Here is a 22,253-nt window from a genome sequence, read left to right as displayed (position 1 = left end):
TCGTCCCGGCGCCTTACTTGGCGGGCTGCCAGCTGTCTTTCAGGGTGACGATGCGGTTGAAGACGGGCTTGCCAGGCTGGCTGTCGACCCGGTCGGCCGCAAAGTAGCCGTGGCGCTCGAACTGGAAGCGCTGTTCCGGCTGGGCCAGTTCCGCGCCCGGTTCCAGCCACGCCTGCACCACTTCCTTGGCCAGCGGATTCAAGGCCAGCTTGAAGTCCTTGCCGCCCGCGTCCGGCTGCGGGTCCGTAAACAGGCGGTCGTACAGGCGCACTTCGGCGGGAATGGCCGTCGGTGCGCTGACCCAGTGCATATTGCCCTTGACCTTGTAGTTGGCGCTGCCTTCCGTGCCCGACTTGCTGTCCGGGAAATAGGTGCAATGCACGGCGATGACCTTGCCGTCCGCATCCTTGTCAAAGCCCGTGCACTCGATCACGTAGCCGTAGCGCAAGCGTACCTTGCTGCCCGGCTTGTCGTCGATCGGCGGATACAGGCGGAAATAGCCTTTGTTCGGCACTTCCATGAAGTCGTCTTCCTCGATCCACAGCTCGCGCGAGATGGGGAAGGTGCGCAAGCCGCGTTCCGGGAAGTGCGGGTGCACGGGCGCCGTGCATTCCACGCTTTCGTTTTCAGGGAAATTATCGATGATCAGTTTCAACGGACGCAGCACGGCTACCGAACGCGGTGCTTTCGGATCCAGGTCTTCGCGCAGGCAGCCTTCCAGCACGCTGTAGTCGATCCAGCCGTCGGATTTCGTCACGCCCGTGCGTTCGCACATCAGCTGGATCGCTTCCGGCGTGTAGCCGCGGCGGCGCATGCCCACCAGGGTCGGCATGCGCGGGTCGTCCCAGCCGTCGACGATTTTTTCTTCCACCAGCTGGCGCAGCTTGCGCTTGCTGGTGACGATATAGGTCAGGTTCAGGCGCGAGAATTCGAACTGGTGCGGCACCGGCTTGGCGAAGAAGCCGCCGGCCGACAGTGTTTCCAGCAGCCAGTCGTAGAATGGGCGGTGGTCCTGGAATTCCAGCGTGCAGATCGAATGCGTGATGTTTTCCAGCGCGTCCGAGATCGGGTGCGTGTAGTCGTACATCGGATAGATGCACCAGGCGTCGCCCGTGCGGTGGTGGTGCGCATGGCGGATGCGGTAGATGGCCGGGTCGCGCAAGTTCATGTTCGGCGAACTCATGGCATCTTCGCTCATCTTCGCGCGCAGGATGTGCTCGCCATCCTTGAACTGGCCCGCCTTCATGGCGCGGAACAGGGCCAGCGATTCGTCGCGCGGACGGTCGCGGAACGGCGAATTCTTGCCGGCCTGGCCGAAATTGCCCCGGTTGGCGGCCATGTCTTCGGCGCTCTGGCTGTCCACATAGGCAAAGCCGGCCGTGATCAGGTATTCGGCCATCGCGTACAGCTGGTCGAAATAGTCGCTCGCGTAGTGCAGATGGCTCTGGCCATCGGCATGCTTCGGCTCCCAGTCAAAGCCCAGCCATTTCACGCTGTCCATGATGGTGTCGACGTATTCCTGCTCTTCCTTCGCCGGATTGGTGTCGTCGAAGCGCAGGTTGCACTGGCCGGCGTAATCGCGCGCCAGGCCAAAGTTGACGCAGATCGACTTGGCGTGGCCCACGTGCAGGTAGCCGTTCGGCTCCGGCGGGAAACGCGTGATCACCTGGGGCAGGCCGGGACGCACGTGGGCGCCGGCAGCCAGGTCGGCTTCGATGATGTTACGCAAGAAATTGGGCGCCAGCGCTGGCGCGGCGGTATTCGGTTTATCGTTGCTCATTGATCAATGCGGAAGAGTGACAGTAAAAAGCATTTTACCGTACCGCAAGCGCTTTATAAGCACGTATTTGCCCCCATATCCCAGCATGCAAGCGACGCGGGCGCCGTTCTATAGGATAATTCGCCTTTAATTAGTAGAAAAACGTGACTCCGGAGCCTTTTATGGAAAATTTATATAACGTCCTCGGTGTCGCGCCCAATGCCAGCGACGATGAAATCAAGAAGGTTTACCGTTCGCTGGCCATGCGCTTCCACCCCGACCGCAACCAGGCCCCCGGCGCCGAGGCGCGCTTCAAGAGCGTCACCAAGGCGTATGAAATCCTGGCCGACCCGGCCAAGCGCGCCGAGTACGACCAGAGCGTGAATCACCGCATCATCATCGACCCGGAAGCGGAAGCCTATGCCCTGTGGTGCGGCGTGTTCCGCCTGCATGGCACCGTCCTACCGGCAGATTAAGCCTGCTGGCGGCTGTCCGGCCAGCCTGAATGATTTGAAAAACAACAAACAATGGTGCTTTTGCTTTTAAGTAAAAGTGCCGCGCACCACATTGGAAAGCACAGCATGAGAAGAGTACACCCTGAATTCGCGTACCAGTCGCGCGAGCTGGAAGGCCAGATCGAAGGCATCCTCGGCGACCCGCCGAACCGCAAGAACTACAAAAGCATGGTCGACGCCCTGGTCGGTGAATATGCGAGCGGCGGCGGCATCGAAGACGTGAACATGCTGGCCTTCGCGCTGGTCGACCACATCACCTTCAGCGATCCGAAGGGCTTGCTGGCCGAAAGCGAAGACTACGAATTCGGCGATACGGCCCGCGTGTTTTCCATGGCCGCATGCGCCGCGCCGGAAGCGGCGAAGATGTACGCCGCCATCGAAGAGAGCTTCCCCGACCTGGCGCGCCAGGCCATCATCACGGCCTTCCTGCACAAGAATCCGCGCCTGTGGGACGACGACGACCAGTCGCTCGACCAGCTGGCCGCCAATGACGACGGCGACGACGATCACGACGAAGACGAAGCCACCGACGATTTCGCCCAGATGTTTGACCAGGATGGAGATGACCATGGCAGATAATGACAAGCAAAATGCGGATCAAAAGAGCAATCTTCCCGCGCTGACGAAACAGGTCACGGAATTGGTGCTGTCCGGTTCGCTGGGCCACGCCGAGCAGGCGTTTGCCGATGCGGCCGACCAGTATGGAGACCTGGCCGTGGTGGAAGTATTGAATGCCATCCCGCCACAGGTGACGGCCTTGCATTTGGCCGGTTTCGACGGCGGCAAGATGTCGCTGGCGACCTTGCTGGTGCCGCCGAAAGCCTGGGCCGACAGCCTGGCCTTCATCGCCGCCACCTGGAGCGACGACCAGATCGAGGACGATCCTGAACGCATCGCCGAAGCCCTGTTCGCGCACATCCACGGCGTGGTGTTTTCCACCGACGACGCCGAGCGCCGCCGCGAGCTGCTGCTGGAAGCATCGGCCACCGACTGGGGCGCCACGGCGTTTGCGATCCTGTTCTCGATGGCGCCGAAGGAAATCCTCGAAGTGGCGGGCGAGATCGTCATCAAGGGACCGTATGTGACGGGCGTGACGTCGTCCGACAACGACGTCGTGCCGCTGGCCATCGAGCTGGCGCAAGCGAATGAAGACGGCTGGGACCGCTCGTTGTTCGAACTGTTCCCCGACTTCCGCCACAGCGCCGACCTGGCCGACGCGGAATACTCGGACGACCCGGACGAAGAGCCGACCATGTTGCAGCGTAGCACCAAGGAATTGCTGTACCGCCTGCGCAAGCAAGTGCCGAGCACGCGCAGCGCGCCACGCTCCAGCACGCGCCGCAGCCTGGGCACCGGCATTTTCTCGTAATGAAAGCAGGGAACGTCTAATGCTGCCAGCAATTGTTGTAGAGAATCTTCCGCGCCTGGTGCGCGCCATCAAACTGTTGCCGCGCGACCCGCGCGAGGACGCGGCGCTGAACCTGGCCGACGAATTGACGGGCATCACGGCCATGGTGGCCGAGAAGTTCACGAATGAACGCACGGCCGATGGCATCCAGAAAGCGCTGTACCTGACGGTGGGTGGCGTGTCGCTGGGCCTGGAGCAGGCCGTCACGCATGAAGGCGACCAGGCCGCGCTCGATTTCCTCGTCGAGCACGGCGCCGAGCACGCGTTCCAGGTGGGCTTTCGCCTGATCAAGGACCTGTCGCAGTTGCCGGAAGACGCCCTCGTCGGCGAGTACGACCAGGACCCCGTCTACCTGCAGCGCCGTTTGCGCGAGCTGTTCATCGATATTTGCCAGGCCGACCCGAACCAGAACTGGGCCGGCTATGAAAAGTATGCGCTGCAGTTGCAACAGCGCAAGGAAGTGCAAGCCGTCGTGCGCCTGGCCGGCTGGCTGCGCCGCCACCATGACAACGGCCCCGTCAGCGACAGCGACTTGAATGCCGAGGGCGTCATCGCCCTGGCCATCATCTTCGCCATCGAAGGCGGCGGGCGCATCATCGCGCGCACGGGTCAAAAGGAGTTTGAACGCTTTGTGCGTTCCGTGCGCAAGAACAAGCCCGACTTCGAGGAAGGCTGGGCCGCCCTGGTGGCCAAGGTGCCTGTGCAGCACCATCCCGTGTTGCTCGACCGCATAGACTCGTACCGCCGCAGCTGCACCGTCGTGCATAAAATCCTCACGCGGGCCAGCATGAAGAGCCTGTTCGAGGACCTGGAAAACTACGCGGGTTCCGAGCTGGACGCGGATTACTCGTAGTGCAGTACGTGGGCCGGCGCCTGCCGGCCTACGCTCCCCCTTCCATTGCGGCCTCTTCGGCCAGCTTGACGAACGCCGCCACCAGCGGCGACGTTTCTTCTTCCCGTTGTGCAAGCAATAAGCTGGTCGTCGCCTGCGGGTCGGCGATCGGGCGGTAGCACACGCCATCCATGCGGATGCGGTCGAACGAAGCGGGCAGCACGGAAATGCCGCAGCCGGCCGCCACCAGGCCGATGATGGTGGACGCTTCGCCCGCTTCCTGCGCGACCTGGGGCACGAAGCCTGCCGCCTTGCACAGGCGGAAGATCTGCGGATAAATCCCCGTGCCCGCATCCTTGGGGTACATGACAAAACCTTCGCCCGCCATGTCGGCAATGGCAATCGCCTTCTTGGCCGCCAGCGCGTGGGCGACAGGCAGCACGAGGAACAACGGGTCTTGCCGCAATTGCGTCAGCTTGATATCGGAGGGGTACGTCGTTTCCGGCGGGCGCACGAAGCCCAGGTCCATGGTCCTGCCCGAGATCGCTTCGAGTTGATGCAGGGTCGCCATTTCGTGCAGGGTCAAGGTGACGTGCGGGAATTGCTGGCGGTAGCGATTGATGACGGTGGCGAAATACGGCGTAAACGGCGTGGAAAACGTAAAGCCGATGCGCAATTCGCCCGCTTCGCCCCGCTGCGCCCGGCGCGCCGTGACGGCCGCCTGTTCCGACAGGGCCAGGATGCGCCGCGCATCGTCGAGGAACAGCGTGCCCGCCTGCGTCAGCCGCACGGAGCGCTTGTTGCGCTCGAACAACTGCGCCCCCAATTCCGCCTCCAGCGCCTGGATTTGCTGGCTCAGCGGCGGCTGGCCGATGTGCAGGCGCTCGGCCGCGCGCGTGAAGTGCAGCTCCTCGGCGACGGCGACAAAATAACGCAGGTGGCGCAGTTCCATGTTTGCCCAGTAATCGTTTTAAAGTATGAGTTGGGCCTTGAATATATATTGGACGATATGAGTTGGCAATCCTAAGATGAAGACTCGCTTCCTCTTCGAAACACGGCCATGTCTGATTCATCGCTTGCTTTTGCCTCCGTCGCCACTCCGGCGCTTGCTCCTGTCGCTCCTCCCGCTCCCCGTTCGGCCATCGCCAAAGGTACGGCGGAATTCAAGCGCAGCAACCGCGCCCTGTTCTTTGGCGGCTTTTCCACCTTCAGCCTGCTGTATTGCATCCAGCCCCTGTTTCCGCTGCTGTCGCACCAGTTTCATCTGACGCCAGCGCAAAGCAGCTGGTCCCTGTCCGTGTCGAGCGGCTTGCTGGCCATCTCGCTGGTGCTGCTGAGTGCCGTCTCGGACCGGGTCGGCCGCAAGCCCTTGATGGTGGCGTCGATGTTTTCCGCCGCGATCCTTACCATCTTGTCCGCCTTCGCGCAGGATTATGCGCAGCTGCTGGCGATTCGCGCCGCGCTGGGCATTGCCCTGGGTGGCATGCCGGCCGTGGCCATGGCTTACCTGGGCGAGGAAATCGAAGGGCCATCGCTGGGCCTGTCGATGGGCTTGTATATTGCCGGCAGCGCGTTTGGCGGCATGTCGGGGCGGCTGGTGGCGTCAATGCTCAGCGATTTTCTGTCGTGGCGCTGGGCCCTGGGCGTGCTGGGCGTGGCCGGCGTGCTGGCGGCGGCAGAATTCTGGCGCAGCCTGCCCGCATCGAAGAACTTCGTGCCCAGTACCAAGGGCTGGAACGCCTTGCCGCACGCCATCAAGCAGCATTTTTCCGACCGGGGCTTGCCGTGGCTGTTCTGCCTGGCGTTCGTGCTGATGGGGTGTTTCGTCAGCTTGTATAACTACATCGGCTACCGCCTGCTGGCCGCGCCATTTGGCTTGCGCCAGAGCACGGTCGGCTTGCTGGCCTTCTTGTACCTGATCGGCATCTTCAGTTCCGTTTGGGCAGGCCGCCTGGTGGACCGCCTGGGGCGCCGGGGCGTGCTGTGGATCATGCTGTCGGTGATGCTGTCCGGCATTTTGCTGACCCTGTTCGATTCCCTGCCGCTGATCGTCATCGGCATGGCGCTGGCCACCTTCGGCTTCTTCGCCTCGCATTCGATCGCCAGCAGCTGGGTCAGCCGCCGTGCCCGCGCACCGCAGGCCCTGGCCTCGGCCTTTTATTTGCTGTTCTATTACCTGGGATCGAGCCTGATCGGTTCCGCCTCGGGTATGATGTGGGGCTTCGACGGCTGGACGGGCGTGGTCATCATGCTGGGCCTGTGCCTGGGCGGCGGCGTGCTGATCGCCTTGCGCCTGCGCCATTTGCAGCCGCTGGGGGCGCGCGAAGCGGTGGGCTGAGGCAATTATTTGGGACACATGCCGATCATCGTTTCACCCTGCTTGCCCGCGCGCGTGGTCACGCACAAGGTACCCAGCGCGCTGGTGATCTTATACGTGCGGCTGCCTTTGGCCTCATTCGCGCCGATCTCCTCGATTCTTGACGCTTCATACCATTTCGGCGGCACGGCTGCGTAGGCCTCGGCAAAGCCTTGCTGCATGCGCTTGAAGGCTGTGTCGTCCAGTTTTTGCTCTCCCCGCTGCGGGAATTCCTTGCGTAACTCCCTGTCGATCTTGCCTACGTCGCGTTTGGCTTGCGCCAGGATATCGGCCGCGCTGGGTGGCGCGACGAGTGTGATCGCTTCCGGCGTTGCTGGCGCCGGCGCCTGCCCGGCGGCGGGAACGGGCAAGGGGCGGCTGACGGGCGCCGGCATGGGCAGGCGCGGCAGGCGCGCGGCGGCTGGTTTTACGTCGGGCAATGGTACGGGGACCGGCTTGGGCGGCGCGGGGAGCGTGTAGCGCAGCCAGGCGATGGCCGGGCCCGGCGGCAGGTGTTCGTCCGTGATAGCGCGGGGCCGCGATTGCAAGACACTATATGCCAGGCCCACGTGCAGCAGGATAATCAGCAGCAGGCCGGGAGCGCGGCGGGGCAAGGTAGTCAGCGAGGTCATGGAGGGCATGGTGGTTCAGGTACGCCAATGTATCTGAAGGATTTGATAATTATCTAAAATGTCACAAGCGCTTACAAAAAAGTGCCACATGGAAATTTCGATGCCATGGCGGCTGGCGGGGAACCCTGCGCCAGTCTGGTGATCCAACCCGGACATCACGCGAACAGGAGATCATCATGATGCAAGTAAAGGAAGTGGCACGGCGCTTTGGCGCCATCGAACACGCGATCGGCCAGGCAGCCCAGCTGTGCGGCAAGCAGCAGGGCATGCCGATGGACTTGAAGGATTGCATCAACCAGCTGGACCAGCAAAAGAACGCCGTGCGGCAAGCCATCGACACGCAAGACGATGCGCGCATCCGGCAAGCGGTCGACCAGATGGAATCACTGGGCGACCGCGCCAAGCGGGCGTGCGGCACGGCGACCAGCGTGACGCCGGAAATGAAGAGTGCCGTGCTCAAGGTGCATGATGAATTGTCGGACCTGAAACATCAGCTGCACTAGGTCTTACCTCTTGACCGCTTCACATCTGGCGGAACAGATGGGCATATAGAGGGCTGACGCGTAACTGCGCCGGGTGCTGGCGCAGGGTCAGCGACAGCTTGCCCGCCTCGTCGCGCACGGCCGTGGCGATGGCGCTGGCGTTGACGATGGTACCCCGGTGAATTTGCCAGAATTGTTGCGGGTCCAGCTGGGGCAAGAGTTCCTTCAGGCTCGTGCGTATCAGCGCTTCGCTGTCCTGGCACACGACGTTAATGTATTTGTCCAGCGCTTCGAAATACACGACGTCGGCCAGGGCGATCATGCGCACGCTGTTGCCGACGGCCGCGCGTATCATTTGCAGGCGCGGCGCGGGCGGCAGCATGGCTTGCAGCTGGCTCAGCAGGCGGGCCATGTTGTCGTCGCTGGCGGATCCGGCTGCCGGCGCCATCGTGGCGGCCGTCGCTGTCGCGTTCGCCGGCGCTGCCGCAGCATTGCCACCGCCGATGTCGCGCAAGCGCTGCTGCAGGCGTTCCACCGTCTTGCCCAGGCGCGCATCGTTGACGGGTTTTAAGACGTAATCGGCGGCTGCGTGCTCGAAGGCGGCCAGCGCGTATTCGTCGTAGGCGGTCACAAACACGATGTGAGGAAAAGGGACGCCGTCCGGCCATAGCTCTGCCAGCTCCTCGGCCGCTTCCAGGCCCGTCTTGCCTGGCATCTTGATGTCGAGAAATAGTATGTCGGGCTGCAGCGCCAGGCCTTGCCGCAAGGCTTCCACGCCGTTGGGGCAGGTGGCGACAATGTCGAGTTCCGGCCACAGCCGCTGCAAGGCGTGCGCGAGGGCGGCGGCGAGTATCGGTTCGTCTTCGGCGATCAGGGCGCGTGGCGCGCGTGCGGTGTGTTGGCTCATGCGAGGGGACTCGTGATGGTGGGTGGAAGGGGAAATGTCAGGCGTGCGGTCGCGCCTGCCGGATGGTTGGCGGCCAGCGACAGGCTGGCGGCATCGCCGTGCATACCGCGCAGGCGTTCGCGGATATTTTCCACGCCCAGGTGCGTGCCCTTGGTCTGGCCCGGATGGTCGAGGCCCAGGCCATCGTCGCTGACGGTAAGAATCAGCACGCCAGCGTCCGTGGAGGCTTGCACATGGATATGGCCGCCTTCGATCTTAGGTTCCAGGCCATGCTGGATGGCGTTTTCCACCAGCGGCTGCAGCAGCATGGGCGGTACCTTGATCTGGCGCAAAGCCTCGGGCAAGTCCAGCGCAAAGCTCAGGCGCGCGCCCATGCGGATGGACATCAGGCCCAGGTAGGCTTGCATCAGGGAAAACTCCTGTTCGAGAGTGGTCGATTCGGCGCGCGAGGAAGAGAGGGTGGCGCGCAAATACTGGATCAGCTGGTCGAGCAGTAACTGGGCGCGGTCTGGATCAAAGCTGATCAGGCCCTGCAGGTTGGCCAGGGTGTTGAACAGCATGTGCGGTTCGATCTGCGCTTGCAGCAATTGCAGCTGCGCCTGCATGGCCTGGCGCGCCACGGATTCGGCGCGGGCCTTTTCCTGGGCTGCCGCCATTTGAAGGCGGGTAATCTTTTCGCGGCTGGAGAAAAACAGCACGGCGCCGCCCGTGGCCAGCAAGGTGAACACGAGGGTGCTGACCATCTGCGTGGGAAGCAGGTTTTCGAAGCCGCCCACGTCCACGCCCGTCAGCCAGCTGAACAGCGTCAGGCCCAGCACTTGCGCCACAGGCACGGAAATCAGGATGATGAGCATGAAGGGCAGGAATTTGGGCCGCTGGTCAGCGCCCCATAACGTCACGCGCATGCCGTCGATCAGCAGGAAGGCGATCGTGCCGATGCACATCGAGGCGACCAGGTTTTGTCCAAAATGGCTGCCCGGGTTGAGGATGAAGGTAATGACCAGCGCGCAGATCACGTTCAGCGCCAGTGCGTAGCGCGCATCGTGCAGCATGCGGTAGTACGGAGACTTGGCCTTGGCTGCTGGCGCAGCGGCGGATGGAGCGTCGGTTTTCATGTTGTTGTCTGCTGGTAGCGATGGGGCATTGTGTGCCAGCAGAGGCCCACGCGCAACCGGGCTGCGACGAAACGGGGCTGGCGCATCGCCATTCGCCGCGGAGGGTCGCCAAACGGGGCCGCTTTACTTTTCAGGACAGGCACGCAATAGTATGGCAAGACAGTTTGTATCCATGGAATTGCTATAAAGGAAGCATCATGTGGCCCTATCCACGCACCCTGGCGCACCGCGGCGGCGGCACCTTGGCGCCTGAGAATACCTTGGCCGCCCTGCGCTGCGGCCTGGCCTACGGCTACCATGCCGTGGAATTCGACGTCATGCTGGCGTCCGACGGCGTGCCCGTCGTCGTGCACGACCCCGAGCTGGGGCGCACCGTGGCCGGCAGCGGGCATATCAGCGATTACACGGCCGCGCAGCTGGGAGCGATGGAAGCGGGCGCCTGGTTCGGCGCCGCATTCGCCGGTGACGGCGTGCCCACGTTCGAGGCCGTGGTGGCGTATTGCAAGGCGCAGCGCATCTGGATGAATATCGAAATCAAACCGGCGCCCGGCTTCGACGTGGCCACGGGCGAAACGGTGGCGCGCGCCACGCGCGGTTACTTTGCGCAGGAAATCGCGGCAGGGGAATTGCTGCCGCTGCTGTCATCGTTCAGCATCGAAGCCTTGCAGGCGGCGCGCGAGGCGGCGCCGGAACTGGCGCGCGGCTGGCTGGTCGAACAGATACCGGATGGCTGGGAACGACAGGCGCGCGAACTGGGCGTGGTGGCGCTCCATTGCGATCACCAGCAGCTGACGCCGGAGCTGGCGCGAGAGGTAAAGGAGGCGGGATACGGGTTGTTCTGCTACACCGTCAACACGCCCGAGCGGGCCAGCGAGCTGCTGGCCTGGGGCGTGGACGGTTTTTGCACGGACAGGATCGATCTGATCAAGGCGTAGGTCGGATTAGCGTAGCGTAATCCGACTTCATGGTGCCGTGGCAACGTCGGCTTACGCGCCACGCGCTAAGCCGACCTACGCTTCCATCCTTAGAACGTCACGCGCATGCCGACGGTGACATTGCGCCCCATCAATGGCGCCGCATTCTTGATGAACGAGGTGTGGCTGTACGCCAGTTCATTCGTCAGGTTGTTTGCCTTGATGTAGAACTGGGCCGGTGTCGTGCCGATGCGCGTGTCGTAGTTGGCGGAGAGGTTCAGCATGTTGTAGCCCGGGGTTGCCGTTTCGAACGCTGCCACTTTATCCTGCTTGCCCACGCGGTAGAACTCGGCCACGCCGCTCCATGCCTGCCAGTTGGCATCGAACTTCACGCCGACGCGCTGGGCCGGGATGCGCGGCAAGTTGCCACCGTCGTTGGCCAGCTTGGCCCGCACGTAGTCGCCGAACACGCTGGCGCCGAACATGGGGTTCAATTGCTGGCGGATCTGGCCTTCGACGCCCGTGAACGTGGCGTCGCGCTGGGCGTACTGGATCAGCTGGAAGCCTTCGTGGTTGTCCAGGGTGGAACCGAAGATGTAGTTGTCGACCTTGTTGCGGTAGGCGCTGGCCGAGAAGGTCGTGGCGCCCGCATATTTGCGCAAGGTCAAGTCGATATTGTTCGACGTTTCCTTGCCCAGGTTTTCATTGCCCAGCTCATACGTGGCCGTGGCCATGTGCACGCCGTGCGCATACAGTTCCTCGGCGCTGGGCAGGCGGTGCGTGCGGGAAATGGTCGAGCCGAGCGAGTACTGGGGCGCGAATTTCCACACGGCGCCCAGCGAGATGGACGTGCCCTTGGCGCTGCGGTCTTGCAAGGTGGCGCTGTCGACCGTGATGTCCTGCCATTCGTGGCGCAAGCCCGCTTCGAAGCGCCATTGGTCGAGCTTGTATTCTTCCACCAGGAAGGCCGCGTGTTTCTTCGTTACCGTCGGCGCCACGTACGCTTCTTCACCGAGGGCGGAGAAATCGCGCTTCGACGTTTGCAGGCCGACCACGCCGCGCCAGCCGAAGACGGGATGGTGTTCCATTTCCAGGCGCGCATCGTGGCCCTTGTTCTTGAAGGTGGTAGCGATTTCCGTGCCTTCGATTTCATCGTGCTTGTAATCGGTGAACGCGGCGCGCAGGCGCAGCTTGGCGAAGCCGGGCACGGGGTCGCGCAATTCGCCGCGCACATCCCAGCGTTCGCTCTTCAGCTTCACGTACGGCACGCTTTCATGCCCGTGATCGTGGTCGTGTTCCTCTTCATCGCCATGGTCGTGGCCTTCGTGGCCGCCGCAATGCAGGTGCGTGCCGTGCGGGTGGCAGCTTTCGAATTCGTGGTTGTGGCCAGGCAAGCCGTATTCCGCGTGCTGGCTGGTGAAGGCCAGGCCCAGGAAGCCGCGTGATCCCACCCACGACACGCCCACGCTGCCCGTGTCCGTCTTGTTGTAGCTGCCGGCCACTTTCGAGCCTCCTTCCCAGCCGCTGCCGACCTTGTATTCCTTCGCGTCGCGCTTGACACCTTCCGCGTGGAAGGCGATGTTGCCGGAGCCGCCAGTCACTTCAAAGGCGCCCGCCTTTTCGCGCGCGGCCGAGTTGGCGCGCACTTCCGCGCTGCCTTCAAAGCCTTTTGCCGGCACGCGCGTGGGGATTTTCTTGTCGATCACATTGACGACGCCGCCGACGGCGCCGCCGCCGTAGGCCAGCGCGGACGGGCCGCGCAAGACTTCGATCTGTTCCGACAGCATCGGTTCGGCCGCGACGGCATGATCCGGGCTGATGGTCGACGCGTCCTGCACTTCGGCGCCATCGGAGAGCACCTTGACGCGCGGGCCATCCATACCGCGGATGATGGGACGGCTGGCGCCGGCGCCGAAATGGCTGGACGTGATGCCGGGCTGGCCGGCCAGGGTTTCACCCAGGGTCGCTTCGCGGGCGCGCACCAGTGCCTCGCCTTCAAGCACGGTCACGGGCGTGCTCATGTCGTCGCTGCCCAAGGCCAGCGCACTGGCCGAGACGGTGACGGCAGGCAAGGTGGCGGCCTGCTGCGCCAGGGCGCTGGCGGGAGCGGCAAAGGCCAGCATGATGGCCAGCGCGAGGGGAGTGGGTTGGTGAGGACGGACGGACATGGGCAAGGTTCCTTATCGGCTATCAGTGTTGGCAGGGTTGGGGCAGCGCGTGAAAAGGAAATAGCCTGCCCTAAGATGATAATGATAACCCATTATCATTACTGTGTGACAGTTTTTCCGGACGGTAGATATAGTCGGATGGTGTATTCTGTCGGCTATGGAACGCACAACACGTCAAAAAACCGCTATTCAAGCCGCCATCGAGTCGGCCCAGCGCCCCCTGTCGGCGCAGGAAATCCTCGAACAGGCCAGCTTGCAAGTGACGCAGCTGGGCATCGCTACCGTCTACCGCAATTTGAAGTCCCTGGTACTGGAAGAAAAAGTGCACGTGGTGACCTTGCCGGGTGAAAACCCGCGCTACGAGTCGAACACGGTCGCCAATCACCACCACCACCATTTCCAGTGCACCACATGCCAGCGTGTGTTCGACGTGCATGATTGCCCGGGCGACTTGAAGCGCATGGCGCCGCAAGGCTTTGTTGTCGAGCGCCACGAGCTGACCCTGTACGGCCGCTGCGCCGACTGCAATGCCGCCGCCGGCGCCACAGGCTCTGCGGCCAAAGGCGCCGCTGCCGGGGCCAAGGCCACGCCTGCACCGCACGCCTGCGCCAGCCACCACGACCCGGCCTGAGCGGGCAGGTCGTCGATGTTGGCACGGGCGCAACAATGCCCTGGCCGGCCGTCATTGCCGCACCCCATATCACGTATAATCTTCCCTTTAAAGCTGCCGCCACTCTTTGCCAAAAAAACATGAAATCAACTGAAATCCGCGACAAGTTCCTCAAATTTTTCGAGTCCAAGGGCCATTCCATCGTCCGTTCCAGCTCCCTGGTGCCAGGCAACGATCCGACCTTGCTGTTGACGAACAGCGGCATGGTGCAATTCAAGGATGTGTTTACGGGCACGGACAGCCGTCCGTACACGCGCGCCACCTCGGTGCAGCGCTGCGTGCGCGCTGGCGGCAAGCACAACGACCTGGAAAACGTCGGCTACACGGCGCGCCACCATACTTTCTTTGAAATGCTGGGCAACTTCAGCTTCGGCGACTATTTCAAGCGCGATGCGATTCAATACGCGTGGGAATTGCTGACCAAGGTGTACGGCTTGCCTGCTGACAAGCTGACGGTCACCGTGTACATCGAAGATGACGAAGCGTACGATATCTGGGCGAAAGAAATCGGCGTGCCGACCGAGCGTATCATCCGCATCGGCGACAACAAGGGTGCGCGCTACGCGTCGGACAATTTCTGGCAGATGGCGGATACGGGCCCATGCGGTCCATGCACGGAAATCTTCTACGACCATGGCGCCGACATTCCTGGCGGCCCGCCGGGCTCGCCTGACGAAGATGGCGACCGCTTCATTGAAATCTGGAACCTGGTGTTCATGCAGTTCAACCGCGACGAAGCCGGTGTCATGCACAAGCTGCCGAAGCCGTGCGTCGACACGGGCATGGGCATGGAGCGCCTGGCCGCCGTGCTGCAGCACGTGCATTCGAACTATGAGATCGACCTGTTCCAGCACCTGATCAAGGCCGCCGCGCGCGAAACGGGCGCCACCGACCTGGAAAACAAGTCGCTGCGCGTGATCGCCGACCACATCCGCGCCGCCGCCTTCATGATCGTCGACGGCATCATCCCGGGCAGCGAAGGCCGCGCGTATGTCCTGCGCCGCATCATCCGCCGCGCCCTGCGCCATGGCCACAAGCTGGGCCAGACGAAACCGTTCTTCTACAAGCTGGTGGCCGACCTGGCCATCGAGATGGGCGGCGCCTATCCCGAGCTGGAAGAAGCGAAAGACAACGTCGCCAGCATGCTGAAAGCCGAGGAAGAGCGTTTCGGCGAAACCCTGGAAACGGGCATGAAAGTGCTGGAAGCGCAGTTGGCCAAGGATGCCACCGGCATCGACGGCGCCACTGCCTTCACGCTGTATGAAACGTATGGCTTCCCGCCAGACCTGACGGCCGATATCTGCCGCGAGCGCAATATCACGTTCGATCAGGCCGGCTACGACGCGGCCCTGAAGGAAAGCCAGGAATTGTCGCGCAAGGGAGGCAAGACGCACAAGGACAGCAAGGTCGAGTACACGGGCGAGAAAAACACCTTCGTCGGCTACGATCAATTGACGTTCAGCAGCAAGGTCGTGGCGCTGTACGCGGCCGGCACGCAGGTCACGGAACTGAAGGCGGGCCAGGATGGCATCGTCGTGCTCGACACCACGCCGTTCTATGCGGAATCGGGCGGCCAGGTGGGTGACCAGGGCGTGATTTCCTCGGGCGCAGGCAGCTTTGCCGTCAGCGATACCCTGAAAATCCAGGCCGACGTGTTTGGCCACCACGGCGTGCTCGAATCGGGCGTGCTGAAGGTAGGCGACGCCGTCTCGGCGCAAGTCGACACGGCCAAGCGCGCGCGCACCATCCGCAACCACTCGGCCACGCACTTGATGCACAAGGCCTTGCGCGAAGTGCTGGGCAGCCACGTGGCGCAAAAGGGCTCGCTGGTCGACCCGGACAAAACCCGTTTCGACTTCAGCCACAATGCGCCGATGACGGCCGAGCAGATTGCCGCCGTGGAAACCATCGTCAACAAAGAGATCCTGGAAAACCGCGCCACGCAAGCGCACCTGATGTCGTTTGACGATGCTGTCAAGCATGGCGCGATGGCCCTGTTCGGCGAGAAATACGGCGACGAAGTGCGCGTGCTCGATATCGGCAGCTCGAAAGAGCTGTGCGGCGGCGTCCACGTGCAGCGCACGGGCGATATCGGCTTGTTCAAGATCATCGGCGAAAGCGGTGTTGCCGCCGGCATCCGCCGCGTGGAAGCCGTGACGGGCGAGGGTGCGCTGGCGCTGGTGCAAACCATCAACCGCCGCCTGGTTGAAGCGGCCAACGCCCTGAAGGCGCAGCCGGAAGAGCTGACTGCCCGCATCGGCCAGGTGCAGGACCATGTGAAGGCGCTGGAGAAGGAGCTGGCCGCGCTGAAATCGAAACTGGCCTCGGGCCAGGGCGATGAACTGGTCACGCAAGCCGTCGATGTCAATGGCATCAAGGTGCTTGCAGCCGTGCTGGACGGCGCCGACGTGGCCCGCTTGCGCGAAACCATGGACAAGCTGAAGGACAAGCTGAAAACGGCCGCCATCGTGCTGGCCAGCGTGGCGGACGGCAAGGTCAGCCTGATCGCCGGCGTGACGGCGGATGCGACTTCCAAGGTCAAAGCGGGCGAGCTGGTGAACTTCGTTGCACAGCAAGTGGGCGGAAAAGGCGGCGGACGCCCCGATATGGCGCAAGCTGGCGGCACCGATCCGAGCGGCCTGGCGAATGCCCTGGCTGGCGTGCCGGCCTGGGTCGGCGAACGCGCAAAATAAGGCGTAAGCTAGAGGGCATGCGGGGTTTTCGTTCCCCAGCCCCTTGAAAACGGCCCGCAGACACTGTTTGTGGGCCGTTTTGCCGTGTGGAATCTCGTTGTGACACCACAACAGCCGATGAACTATTTTGGTGCAGCGCGTCAATGCCCCTGATTTAGAGTAGTATGTCGAAAATCAGTACAACAAAACAATGGTGGGATATTGATGATGAGCGACACACTACTTGATACCGAGATTATGGAATTTCACAAAGAACTCGACGCGCGGGGCTTGAATTGCCCGTTGCCGATTCTGAAGGCGAAAAAGGCTTTGTCAGAGCTGCAGAGCGGGGAAGTGCTGCGCATCATGGCAACCGATCCCGGTTCCGTGCGCGACTTCCAGGCTTTCGCCAAGCAAACGGGCAATGCCCTGCTGTCGCATGTGCAGACGGGCACCGAGTTCGTCTTCCTGATGCAACGCAAATAATTCTGCCAGCCGGGGCCGCCGTGGTGCGGCCTGGTTTCTCCTTGCCGTGCCGCGTCACTTTCAGGCCCTTTTGCTGCCCTGCAGCGTAGCGGCCGAGCCCCCTGAAATCCTCAAAGCTGGACAGTTTAGATGGATTGCTCTAACAAAAAATCGCACGATCGTGCTTAAATTCGGTTCAGGATTCAAATTTCTCTTATAATCGAACGCACAATCAGCACTTGATCCGTCATTTTTATAATTTCCCAAAGGCATAGCTATGAAAGTCTTGGTACCCGTCAAACGCGTGGTCGACTACAACGTCAAAGTCCGCGTCAAGAGTGACGGCACTGGCGTCGATACCGCCAACGTCAAAATGTCGATGAACCCTTTCGATGAGATCGCACTGGAAGAAGCGATGCGCCTGAAAGAAGCTGGCAAGGTCACTGAAGTGGTTGCCATCTCCTGCGGCGTGACGCAGTGCCAGGAAACCCTGCGCACGGCCATGGCCATCGGCGCCGACCGCGGCATCCTGGTGGAAACGACGACTGAACTGGAACCGCTGGCTGTCGCCAAGCTGGTGAAATCCCTGGCCGAGAAAGAGCAGCCGCAACTGATCATCCTGGGCAAGCAAGCCATCGATGACGACAGCAACCAGACCGGCCAGATGCTGGCAGCCCTGCTGGGTTGGCCGCAAGCCACGTTCGCTTCGAAAGTCGTGCTGGAAGACGGTAAAGTCACCGTTACCCGCGAAGTTGACGGCGGCCTGGAAACCCTGGCATTGACCTTGCCAGCGATTATCACCACCGACCTGCGTTTGAACGAGCCACGCTACGTGACCTTGCCGAACATCATGAAGGCGAAGAAAAAGCCGCTCGAGACCGTCAAGCCGGAAGACCTGGACGTCGACGTTGCGCCACGCCTGAAGACCTTGAAAGTCGTCGAGCCAGCCAAGCGCTCGGCCGGTATCAAGGTGCCTGACGTCGCTACCCTGGTCGCCAAGCTGCGTACCGAAGCCAAAGTCATCTAAGCGCGGCCCCGCCGTTTATCCAGAACAATTACAGGACACATCATGGTCGCATTAGTTATTGCTGAACACGACAACGCTACCTTAAAGGGCAGCACCCACCACACCGTGACCGCGGCCGCCCAGTGCGGCGGCGACGTGCACGTACTGGTCGCAGGTTCGAACGCATCGGCCGCTGCCGCTGCCGCCGCGCAAATCGCCGGCGTGGCGAAAGTCATCGTGGCCGACGCGCCATACTTTGCCGACGGCCTGGCCGAAAACGTGGCCGAGCAAGTGCTGGCCATCGCCGGCAACTACAGCCATATCCTGGCGCCAGCCACCGCCTACGGCAAGAACATCCTGCCGCGCGTGGCCGCCAAGCTGGACGTCGCGCAAATCTCGGAAATCACCAAGGTCGATTCCCCTGACACCTTCGAGCGTCCGATCTACGCCGGTAACGCGATTGCTACCGTGCAATCTGGCGACAAGATCAAGGTCATCACCGTGCGCACCACCGGTTTCGACGCGGCTGCCGCCACCGGCGGTTCGGCTGCCACGGAAACCGTCGCCGCCGTTGCCGACAATGGCAAATCGGCCTTCGTGGGCCGCGAGCTGGCCAAGTCCGACCGCCCTGAACTGACCGCCGCGAAAATCATCGTGTCGGGCGGCCGTGGCATGGGTTCGGCCGAGAACTTCCACATCCTGGAGCCGCTGGCCGACAAGCTGGGCGCCGCCATGGGTGCTTCGCGCGCCGCCGTCGACGCCGGCTTCGTGCCGAACGACTGGCAAGTGGGCCAGACGGGCAAGATCGTCGCGCCATCGCTGTACATCGCCGTCGGTATCTCGGGCGCGATCCAGCATCTGGCCGGCATGAAAGACTCGAAAACCATCGTCGCCATCAACAAGGATCCTGAAGCGCCGATCTTTGCCGTGGCCGACTACGGCATCGTGGGCGATCTGTTCGAGATCGTGCCGCAACTGGTCAAAGAACTGGGTTAAGTCACACCCCTTCCGGTTTTGTTACTGACAAAGCCACGCCGGCCCGCCCCACACGGCGAGCCGCGCGTGGCTTTTTTCTTGGAGAAAAGAAGATGAGCTATCAAGCCCCGCTGAAAGACATGTTGTTCGTGATGAACGAACTGGCCGGCCTGGCCGAAATCCACACCTTGCCCGGCTGCGAAGACGCGACGCCCGACACGGCCGAAGCCGTGCTGGAAGAGAACGCCAAGTTCTGCGGCGGCGTGGTGGCCCCCTTGAACGGCCCCAGCGACAAGGAGCCGAGCTTCTGGCACGACGGCCAAGTCACCACCTCGAAAGGCTTCAAGGAAGCGTTCAAGGCGTATGGCGAAGCGGGCTGGCAGGGCGTGCAGCATCCGACGGAATTCGGCGGCCAGGGCTTGCCCAAGCTCTTGGCCACGCCGTGCATCGAAATGCTCAACTCGGCCAGCATCTCGTTCGCCCTCGTGGCACTGCTGTCGGACGGCGCCATCGAAGCGCTGCTGACGGCCGGCAGCGATGAGCAAAAGGCGGTTTACCTGGAAAACCTGGTGTCCGGCAAGTGGACGGGTACCATGAATCTGACGGAGCCGCAGGCCGGTTCCGACCTGGCCGCCGTGCGCACGCGCGCCGTGCCACAGGACGATGGCACGTATAAAGTGTTCGGCACGAAGATTTTCATCACGTACGGCGAACACGACATGGCGGAAAATATCGTCCACCTGGTGCTGGCCCGCACGCCGGATGCGCCCGCTGGCGTGAAAGGCATCTCGCTGTTCATCGTGCCGAAATTCCTCGTCAACGCCGATGGCAGCCTGGGCGCGCGCAACGACGCCCACTGTGTTTCCATCGAGCATAAACTGGGCATCAAGGCCAGTCCGACGGCGGTATTGCAGTTTGGCGACCACGGCGGCGCCATCGGCACCCTGGTGGGTGAGGAAAACCGCGGCCTCGAATACATGTTCATCATGATGAACGCGGCCCGCTTCGGCGTGGGCTTGCAAGGCATCGGCCTGGCCGAGCGCGCCTACCAGCAGGCCGTGGCGTTCGCCAAGGACCGCGTGCAGTCGCGCGACCTGGCGGGCTCGCCTGGCCCGGTGCCCATCATCCACCACCCGGACGTGCGCCGCATGCTGATGTCGATGCGCTCGCAGACGGAGGCGGCGCGCGCGCTGGCCTACGTGGGCGCGGCCATCAGCGACGTGGCGCACCACCATCCGGAGGCGGACGTGCGCGCGGAAAGCCTGGCGACGTATGAATACCTGGTGCCCGTGATCAAGGGCTGGGCCACGGAAATGTCGCAGGATGTCACGCGCGATGGCGTGCAAGTGCATGGCGGCATGGGTTTCATCGAAGAGACAGGCGCCGCCCAGCATTACCGCGACGCCAAGATCCTCACCATCTATGAAGGCACCACGGCCATCCAGGCGAACGACCTCGTGGGCCGCAAGACGGTGCGCGACGGCGGCGCCGTGGCGAAAGCCATCATCGCCCAGGTGCGCGCCACGGAAGCCCAGTTGGGCGAGCTGACCGGCGCCGACTTCCAGGCCATGCAGCGCCACCTGGCCGAAGGCAGCGCCGCGCTGGAAGCCGTGGTCGAGTACGTGGTGGCGAACATGAAGACGGACATCAAGGCCGTGTTCGCGGGCAGCGTGCCCTATTTGAAGCTGGCCGGGATCGTGCTGGGCGGCTGGCAAATGGCGCGCGCGGCCGTGGTGGCGCAGCAAAAGCTGGGCGAGGGCAGCGGCGACGCTTCGTTCTACAAGGCAAAAATCGCCACGGCGCGCTTCTTTGCCGACCACATCCTGTCGCAAGCGCCAGGATTGCGCGCCACCATCATCGATGGCAGCGCCGGCGTGATGGCCTTGTCGGAAGAGCAGTTTTAAGTTGAAGCTTGGCCAGTGCAAGCTGGCTGAATGCAAAAAGCGCTGGAGATCACTCTCCAGCGCTTTTTTTATTTCTATCAAGAATGCTTGGGAAAGCGTTCAGGGCAAGGCGCGTTGTCGCAGGCAGCACGCTAGTGCGACAAGACAATGCAACGCCGCCATGGACGCTTTGCCTGCGTTCTTATCTTCTGGCAATACCATTACCGGAATTACGTACCAAGTCGCCAGCCGCCAGTCCAGGATCCTGGTCAAATGCGAAGTCAGCCTTGGCGCCTGTTTCGTATTGCACGGTGACAGTCCACACCTTGCTGTTTTTCATGTGGCCTTCGACTTGCTTGCCTGCGAAAGCGCCGCCGGCGGCGCCGGCCAGGGTGGCCAGGTCCTTGCCGCGTCCGCCGCCGACCTGGCGGCCCAGCAGGGCGCCGGCCACGCCGCCGCCGATCATGCCCAGGGCGCCGCCTTCGCCCGCTTTTTCAGCGACGTTGACTGCCAGCACCTTGCCGCACTCGGCGCAGATCTGCTGTTGGGCTGGCTTGTTGTTCTGGCCTGCGTACGAATTGCCGGCCTTTTGCGCGGCCTTGGCGTTGATGATGGCCTGGTCGTATTCGCCCTTGGCGTCGCGCAGGCATTGCATGCGGGCTTTCGAGCTGCTTTCTTCTGCGCACAGTTTCTTGTCGTCCGCATAGCGCGTGCTGGCTTGCTTGGTGTCGTAGGCGTATTGCGCCTTCGGCGACAAGTTTTGCGCGAAGGCGGAGGTGCTGAACAGGGCCGTGACGGCGACTGCGAGGATGAGTGGGCGACGAATCATGATCTTCTCCTAGGGGGTGTTAAATGTGCCAGTAATGTCGGCATTGTGAATGCAGTATAGAGGAAAATCATGATTGCTTACCAACACTTACATGTGCGTGTGGCGCGCCATATCTGAAGTCATTTTCCGCATGGAAATTAACCGTAGGCACCGCCTGTATACAGCAAGTCGAACAGGCGCGCCATGGTGGCGATCAGCACGCCTGCGCCTAGCATCAAGGTAGCGACCAGCACCACGGCCAGGGGCCAGCCCGTGTCCGACAGGCGGCCGGAGCCAGCGTTGTAGCGCGCATCCCACTTGTCGTCCGGCATCAGGCCCAGCACCAGCGCTTCCAGGAAGCCGCCCAGGGCGGACAGGGTCAGCGGCAAAATCTGGTAAAACCAGTCCGCTTCGGGAAACAGCTGGCGCAGCAGCAAGGAGGCGGGCAGGGCGGCCAGGTGTAGCCAGCCCCAGCGGTCTTTGCTGCCATGCAGGTAGAAGCGGTGGGCGCCCAGCATGCCCAGCAGGAAGGCCAGTAGTGTCGTGAATGCCTTGTTCTTGTGCGACTGTTGCAAAATGGTAGCGGTGGTCATGGGACTCCAGAGTTGCTCATCGGTAAAGATTGCCAGTATCGGTCATTGCTTGCCGCAACGATAGCACTTTCAGACGGCATTCAGGCGATGCTG

The 22,253-nt window shown here is 62.5% G+C and carries 21 protein-coding genes; 13 read left to right on the top strand and 8 right to left on the bottom strand.

From position 1 onward, the window contains the following. Positions 1–13 precede the first annotated feature (13 nt). Positions 14–1,780, bottom strand: a complete 1,767-nt coding sequence (locus tag O3297_RS21505) for a glutamine--tRNA ligase/YqeY domain fusion protein (RefSeq protein WP_305050020.1) — start codon at positions 1,778–1,780, stop codon at positions 14–16. A 161-nt stretch (positions 1,781–1,941) separates the two neighbouring features. Here O3297_RS21505 and O3297_RS21500 point away from each other — a divergent pair, with 161 nt between their 5' ends. The 4 genes from O3297_RS21500 to O3297_RS21485 all read left to right on the top strand — a co-directional run bounded on the left by O3297_RS21500 (position 1,942) and on the right by O3297_RS21485 (position 4,535). Beyond that, on the top strand, positions 1,942–2,235 hold the full coding sequence (locus O3297_RS21500; RefSeq protein WP_010395442.1) for a DnaJ domain-containing protein: 294 nt from the start codon (positions 1,942–1,944) through the stop codon (positions 2,233–2,235). Between the two features lie 105 nt (positions 2,236–2,340). After that, positions 2,341–2,853 (top strand): hypothetical protein, encoded by a 513-nt coding sequence (locus O3297_RS21495; RefSeq protein WP_035828715.1) that lies wholly within the window; start codon positions 2,341–2,343, stop codon positions 2,851–2,853. Continuing rightward, positions 2,843–3,643, top strand: a complete 801-nt coding sequence (locus tag O3297_RS21490) for a hypothetical protein (RefSeq protein ID WP_034781755.1) — start codon at positions 2,843–2,845, stop codon at positions 3,641–3,643. The genes O3297_RS21495 and O3297_RS21490 overlap by 11 nt, the downstream gene beginning before the upstream one ends. A 19-nt stretch (positions 3,644–3,662) precedes the next feature. Continuing rightward, positions 3,663–4,535 carry a hypothetical protein gene (locus O3297_RS21485; protein ID WP_034781756.1) on the top strand — a complete coding sequence of 291 codons (873 nt, stop codon included), beginning with the start codon at positions 3,663–3,665 and terminating at the stop codon, positions 4,533–4,535. Positions 4,536–4,563: 28 nt separating this feature from the next. Here O3297_RS21485 and O3297_RS21480 read toward each other — a convergent pair whose 3' ends face one another. After that, positions 4,564–5,466: a LysR substrate-binding domain-containing protein gene (locus O3297_RS21480; protein WP_034781759.1), complete on the bottom strand. Its 903-nt coding sequence runs from the start codon at positions 5,464–5,466 to the stop codon at positions 4,564–4,566. Positions 5,467–5,574: 108 nt separating this feature from the next. On the opposite strand from O3297_RS21480, the gene O3297_RS21475 reads away from it, so the two are divergent. After that, positions 5,575–6,852 (top strand): MFS transporter, encoded by a 1,278-nt coding sequence (locus O3297_RS21475; RefSeq protein WP_305050017.1) that lies wholly within the window; start codon positions 5,575–5,577, stop codon positions 6,850–6,852. A gap of 5 nt (positions 6,853–6,857) precedes the next feature. On the opposite strand, the gene O3297_RS21470 is transcribed toward O3297_RS21475, so the two are convergent. Next, on the bottom strand, positions 6,858–7,511 hold the full coding sequence (locus O3297_RS21470; protein WP_305050016.1) for a hypothetical protein: 654 nt from the start codon (positions 7,509–7,511) through the stop codon (positions 6,858–6,860). A 167-nt stretch (positions 7,512–7,678) separates the two neighbouring features. Here O3297_RS21470 and O3297_RS21465 point away from each other — a divergent pair, with 167 nt between their 5' ends. Beyond that, positions 7,679–8,005, top strand: coding sequence for a hypothetical protein (locus O3297_RS21465; protein WP_034781762.1), 327 nt, complete (start codon positions 7,679–7,681; stop codon positions 8,003–8,005). A gap of 19 nt (positions 8,006–8,024) precedes the next feature. Here the strand turns inward: O3297_RS21465 and O3297_RS21460 are convergent, their stop codons facing one another. Then, positions 8,025–8,891 carry a LytTR family DNA-binding domain-containing protein gene (locus tag O3297_RS21460; RefSeq protein WP_151093050.1) on the bottom strand — a complete coding sequence of 289 codons (867 nt, stop codon included), beginning with the start codon at positions 8,889–8,891 and terminating at the stop codon, positions 8,025–8,027. Beyond that, positions 8,888–10,006: a sensor histidine kinase gene (locus O3297_RS21455; protein WP_305050014.1), complete on the bottom strand. Its 1,119-nt coding sequence runs from the start codon at positions 10,004–10,006 to the stop codon at positions 8,888–8,890. The genes O3297_RS21460 and O3297_RS21455 overlap by 4 nt, the downstream gene beginning before the upstream one ends. 197 nt (positions 10,007–10,203) lie before the next feature. On the opposite strand from O3297_RS21455, the gene ugpQ reads away from it, so the two are divergent. Then, positions 10,204–10,941 carry a glycerophosphodiester phosphodiesterase gene (gene ugpQ / locus O3297_RS21450; protein WP_151093054.1) on the top strand — a complete coding sequence of 246 codons (738 nt, stop codon included), beginning with the start codon at positions 10,204–10,206 and terminating at the stop codon, positions 10,939–10,941. Positions 10,942–11,030: 89 nt separating this feature from the next. Here the strand turns inward: ugpQ and O3297_RS21445 are convergent, their stop codons facing one another. After that, complete coding sequence (locus tag O3297_RS21445) at positions 11,031–13,088, bottom strand: TonB-dependent receptor domain-containing protein (protein WP_191909597.1); 2,058 nt, start codon at positions 13,086–13,088, stop codon at positions 11,031–11,033. A 157-nt stretch (positions 13,089–13,245) separates the two neighbouring features. On the opposite strand from O3297_RS21445, the gene O3297_RS21440 reads away from it, so the two are divergent. The 6 genes from O3297_RS21440 (at position 13,246) to O3297_RS21415 (ending at position 20,780) form a co-directional block, all read left to right on the top strand. Then, positions 13,246–13,719, top strand: a complete 474-nt coding sequence (locus tag O3297_RS21440; RefSeq protein ID WP_305050010.1) for a Fur family transcriptional regulator — start codon at positions 13,246–13,248, stop codon at positions 13,717–13,719. A gap of 119 nt (positions 13,720–13,838) precedes the next feature. Beyond that, positions 13,839–16,451: an alanine--tRNA ligase gene (alaS, locus tag O3297_RS21435; RefSeq protein WP_034781778.1), complete on the top strand. Its 2,613-nt coding sequence runs from the start codon at positions 13,839–13,841 to the stop codon at positions 16,449–16,451. Positions 16,452–16,688: 237 nt separating this feature from the next. Next, positions 16,689–16,916: a sulfurtransferase TusA family protein gene (locus O3297_RS21430; protein WP_010395510.1), complete on the top strand. Its 228-nt coding sequence runs from the start codon at positions 16,689–16,691 to the stop codon at positions 16,914–16,916. Between the two features lie 256 nt (positions 16,917–17,172). Then, positions 17,173–17,922, top strand: a complete 750-nt coding sequence (locus O3297_RS21425) for an electron transfer flavoprotein subunit beta/FixA family protein (RefSeq protein ID WP_305050006.1) — start codon at positions 17,173–17,175, stop codon at positions 17,920–17,922. Between the two features lie 42 nt (positions 17,923–17,964). After that, positions 17,965–18,897 carry an electron transfer flavoprotein subunit alpha/FixB family protein gene (locus tag O3297_RS21420; protein WP_305050005.1) on the top strand — a complete coding sequence of 311 codons (933 nt, stop codon included), beginning with the start codon at positions 17,965–17,967 and terminating at the stop codon, positions 18,895–18,897. 92 nt (positions 18,898–18,989) lie between these two features. After that, positions 18,990–20,780 (top strand): acyl-CoA dehydrogenase, encoded by a 1,791-nt coding sequence (locus O3297_RS21415; RefSeq protein WP_151093058.1) that lies wholly within the window; start codon positions 18,990–18,992, stop codon positions 20,778–20,780. A 181-nt stretch (positions 20,781–20,961) separates the two neighbouring features. Here O3297_RS21415 and O3297_RS21410 read toward each other — a convergent pair whose 3' ends face one another. Beyond that, positions 20,962–21,588, bottom strand: coding sequence for a glycine zipper 2TM domain-containing protein (locus O3297_RS21410; RefSeq protein WP_070282499.1), 627 nt, complete (start codon positions 21,586–21,588; stop codon positions 20,962–20,964). 137 nt (positions 21,589–21,725) lie between these two features. Further along, entirely contained in the window at positions 21,726–22,160 is a 435-nt protein-coding gene (locus O3297_RS21405; RefSeq protein ID WP_305050003.1) for an NINE protein, read from the bottom strand. Between the last annotated feature and the right edge of the window lie 93 nt (positions 22,161–22,253).

It is taken from the genome of Janthinobacterium sp. SUN128 (assembly GCF_030587275.1).
Lineage (GTDB): Bacteria > Pseudomonadota > Gammaproteobacteria > Burkholderiales > Burkholderiaceae_D > Janthinobacterium > Janthinobacterium lividum.
This window is presented reverse-complemented; position numbering and strand designations above follow the sequence as displayed.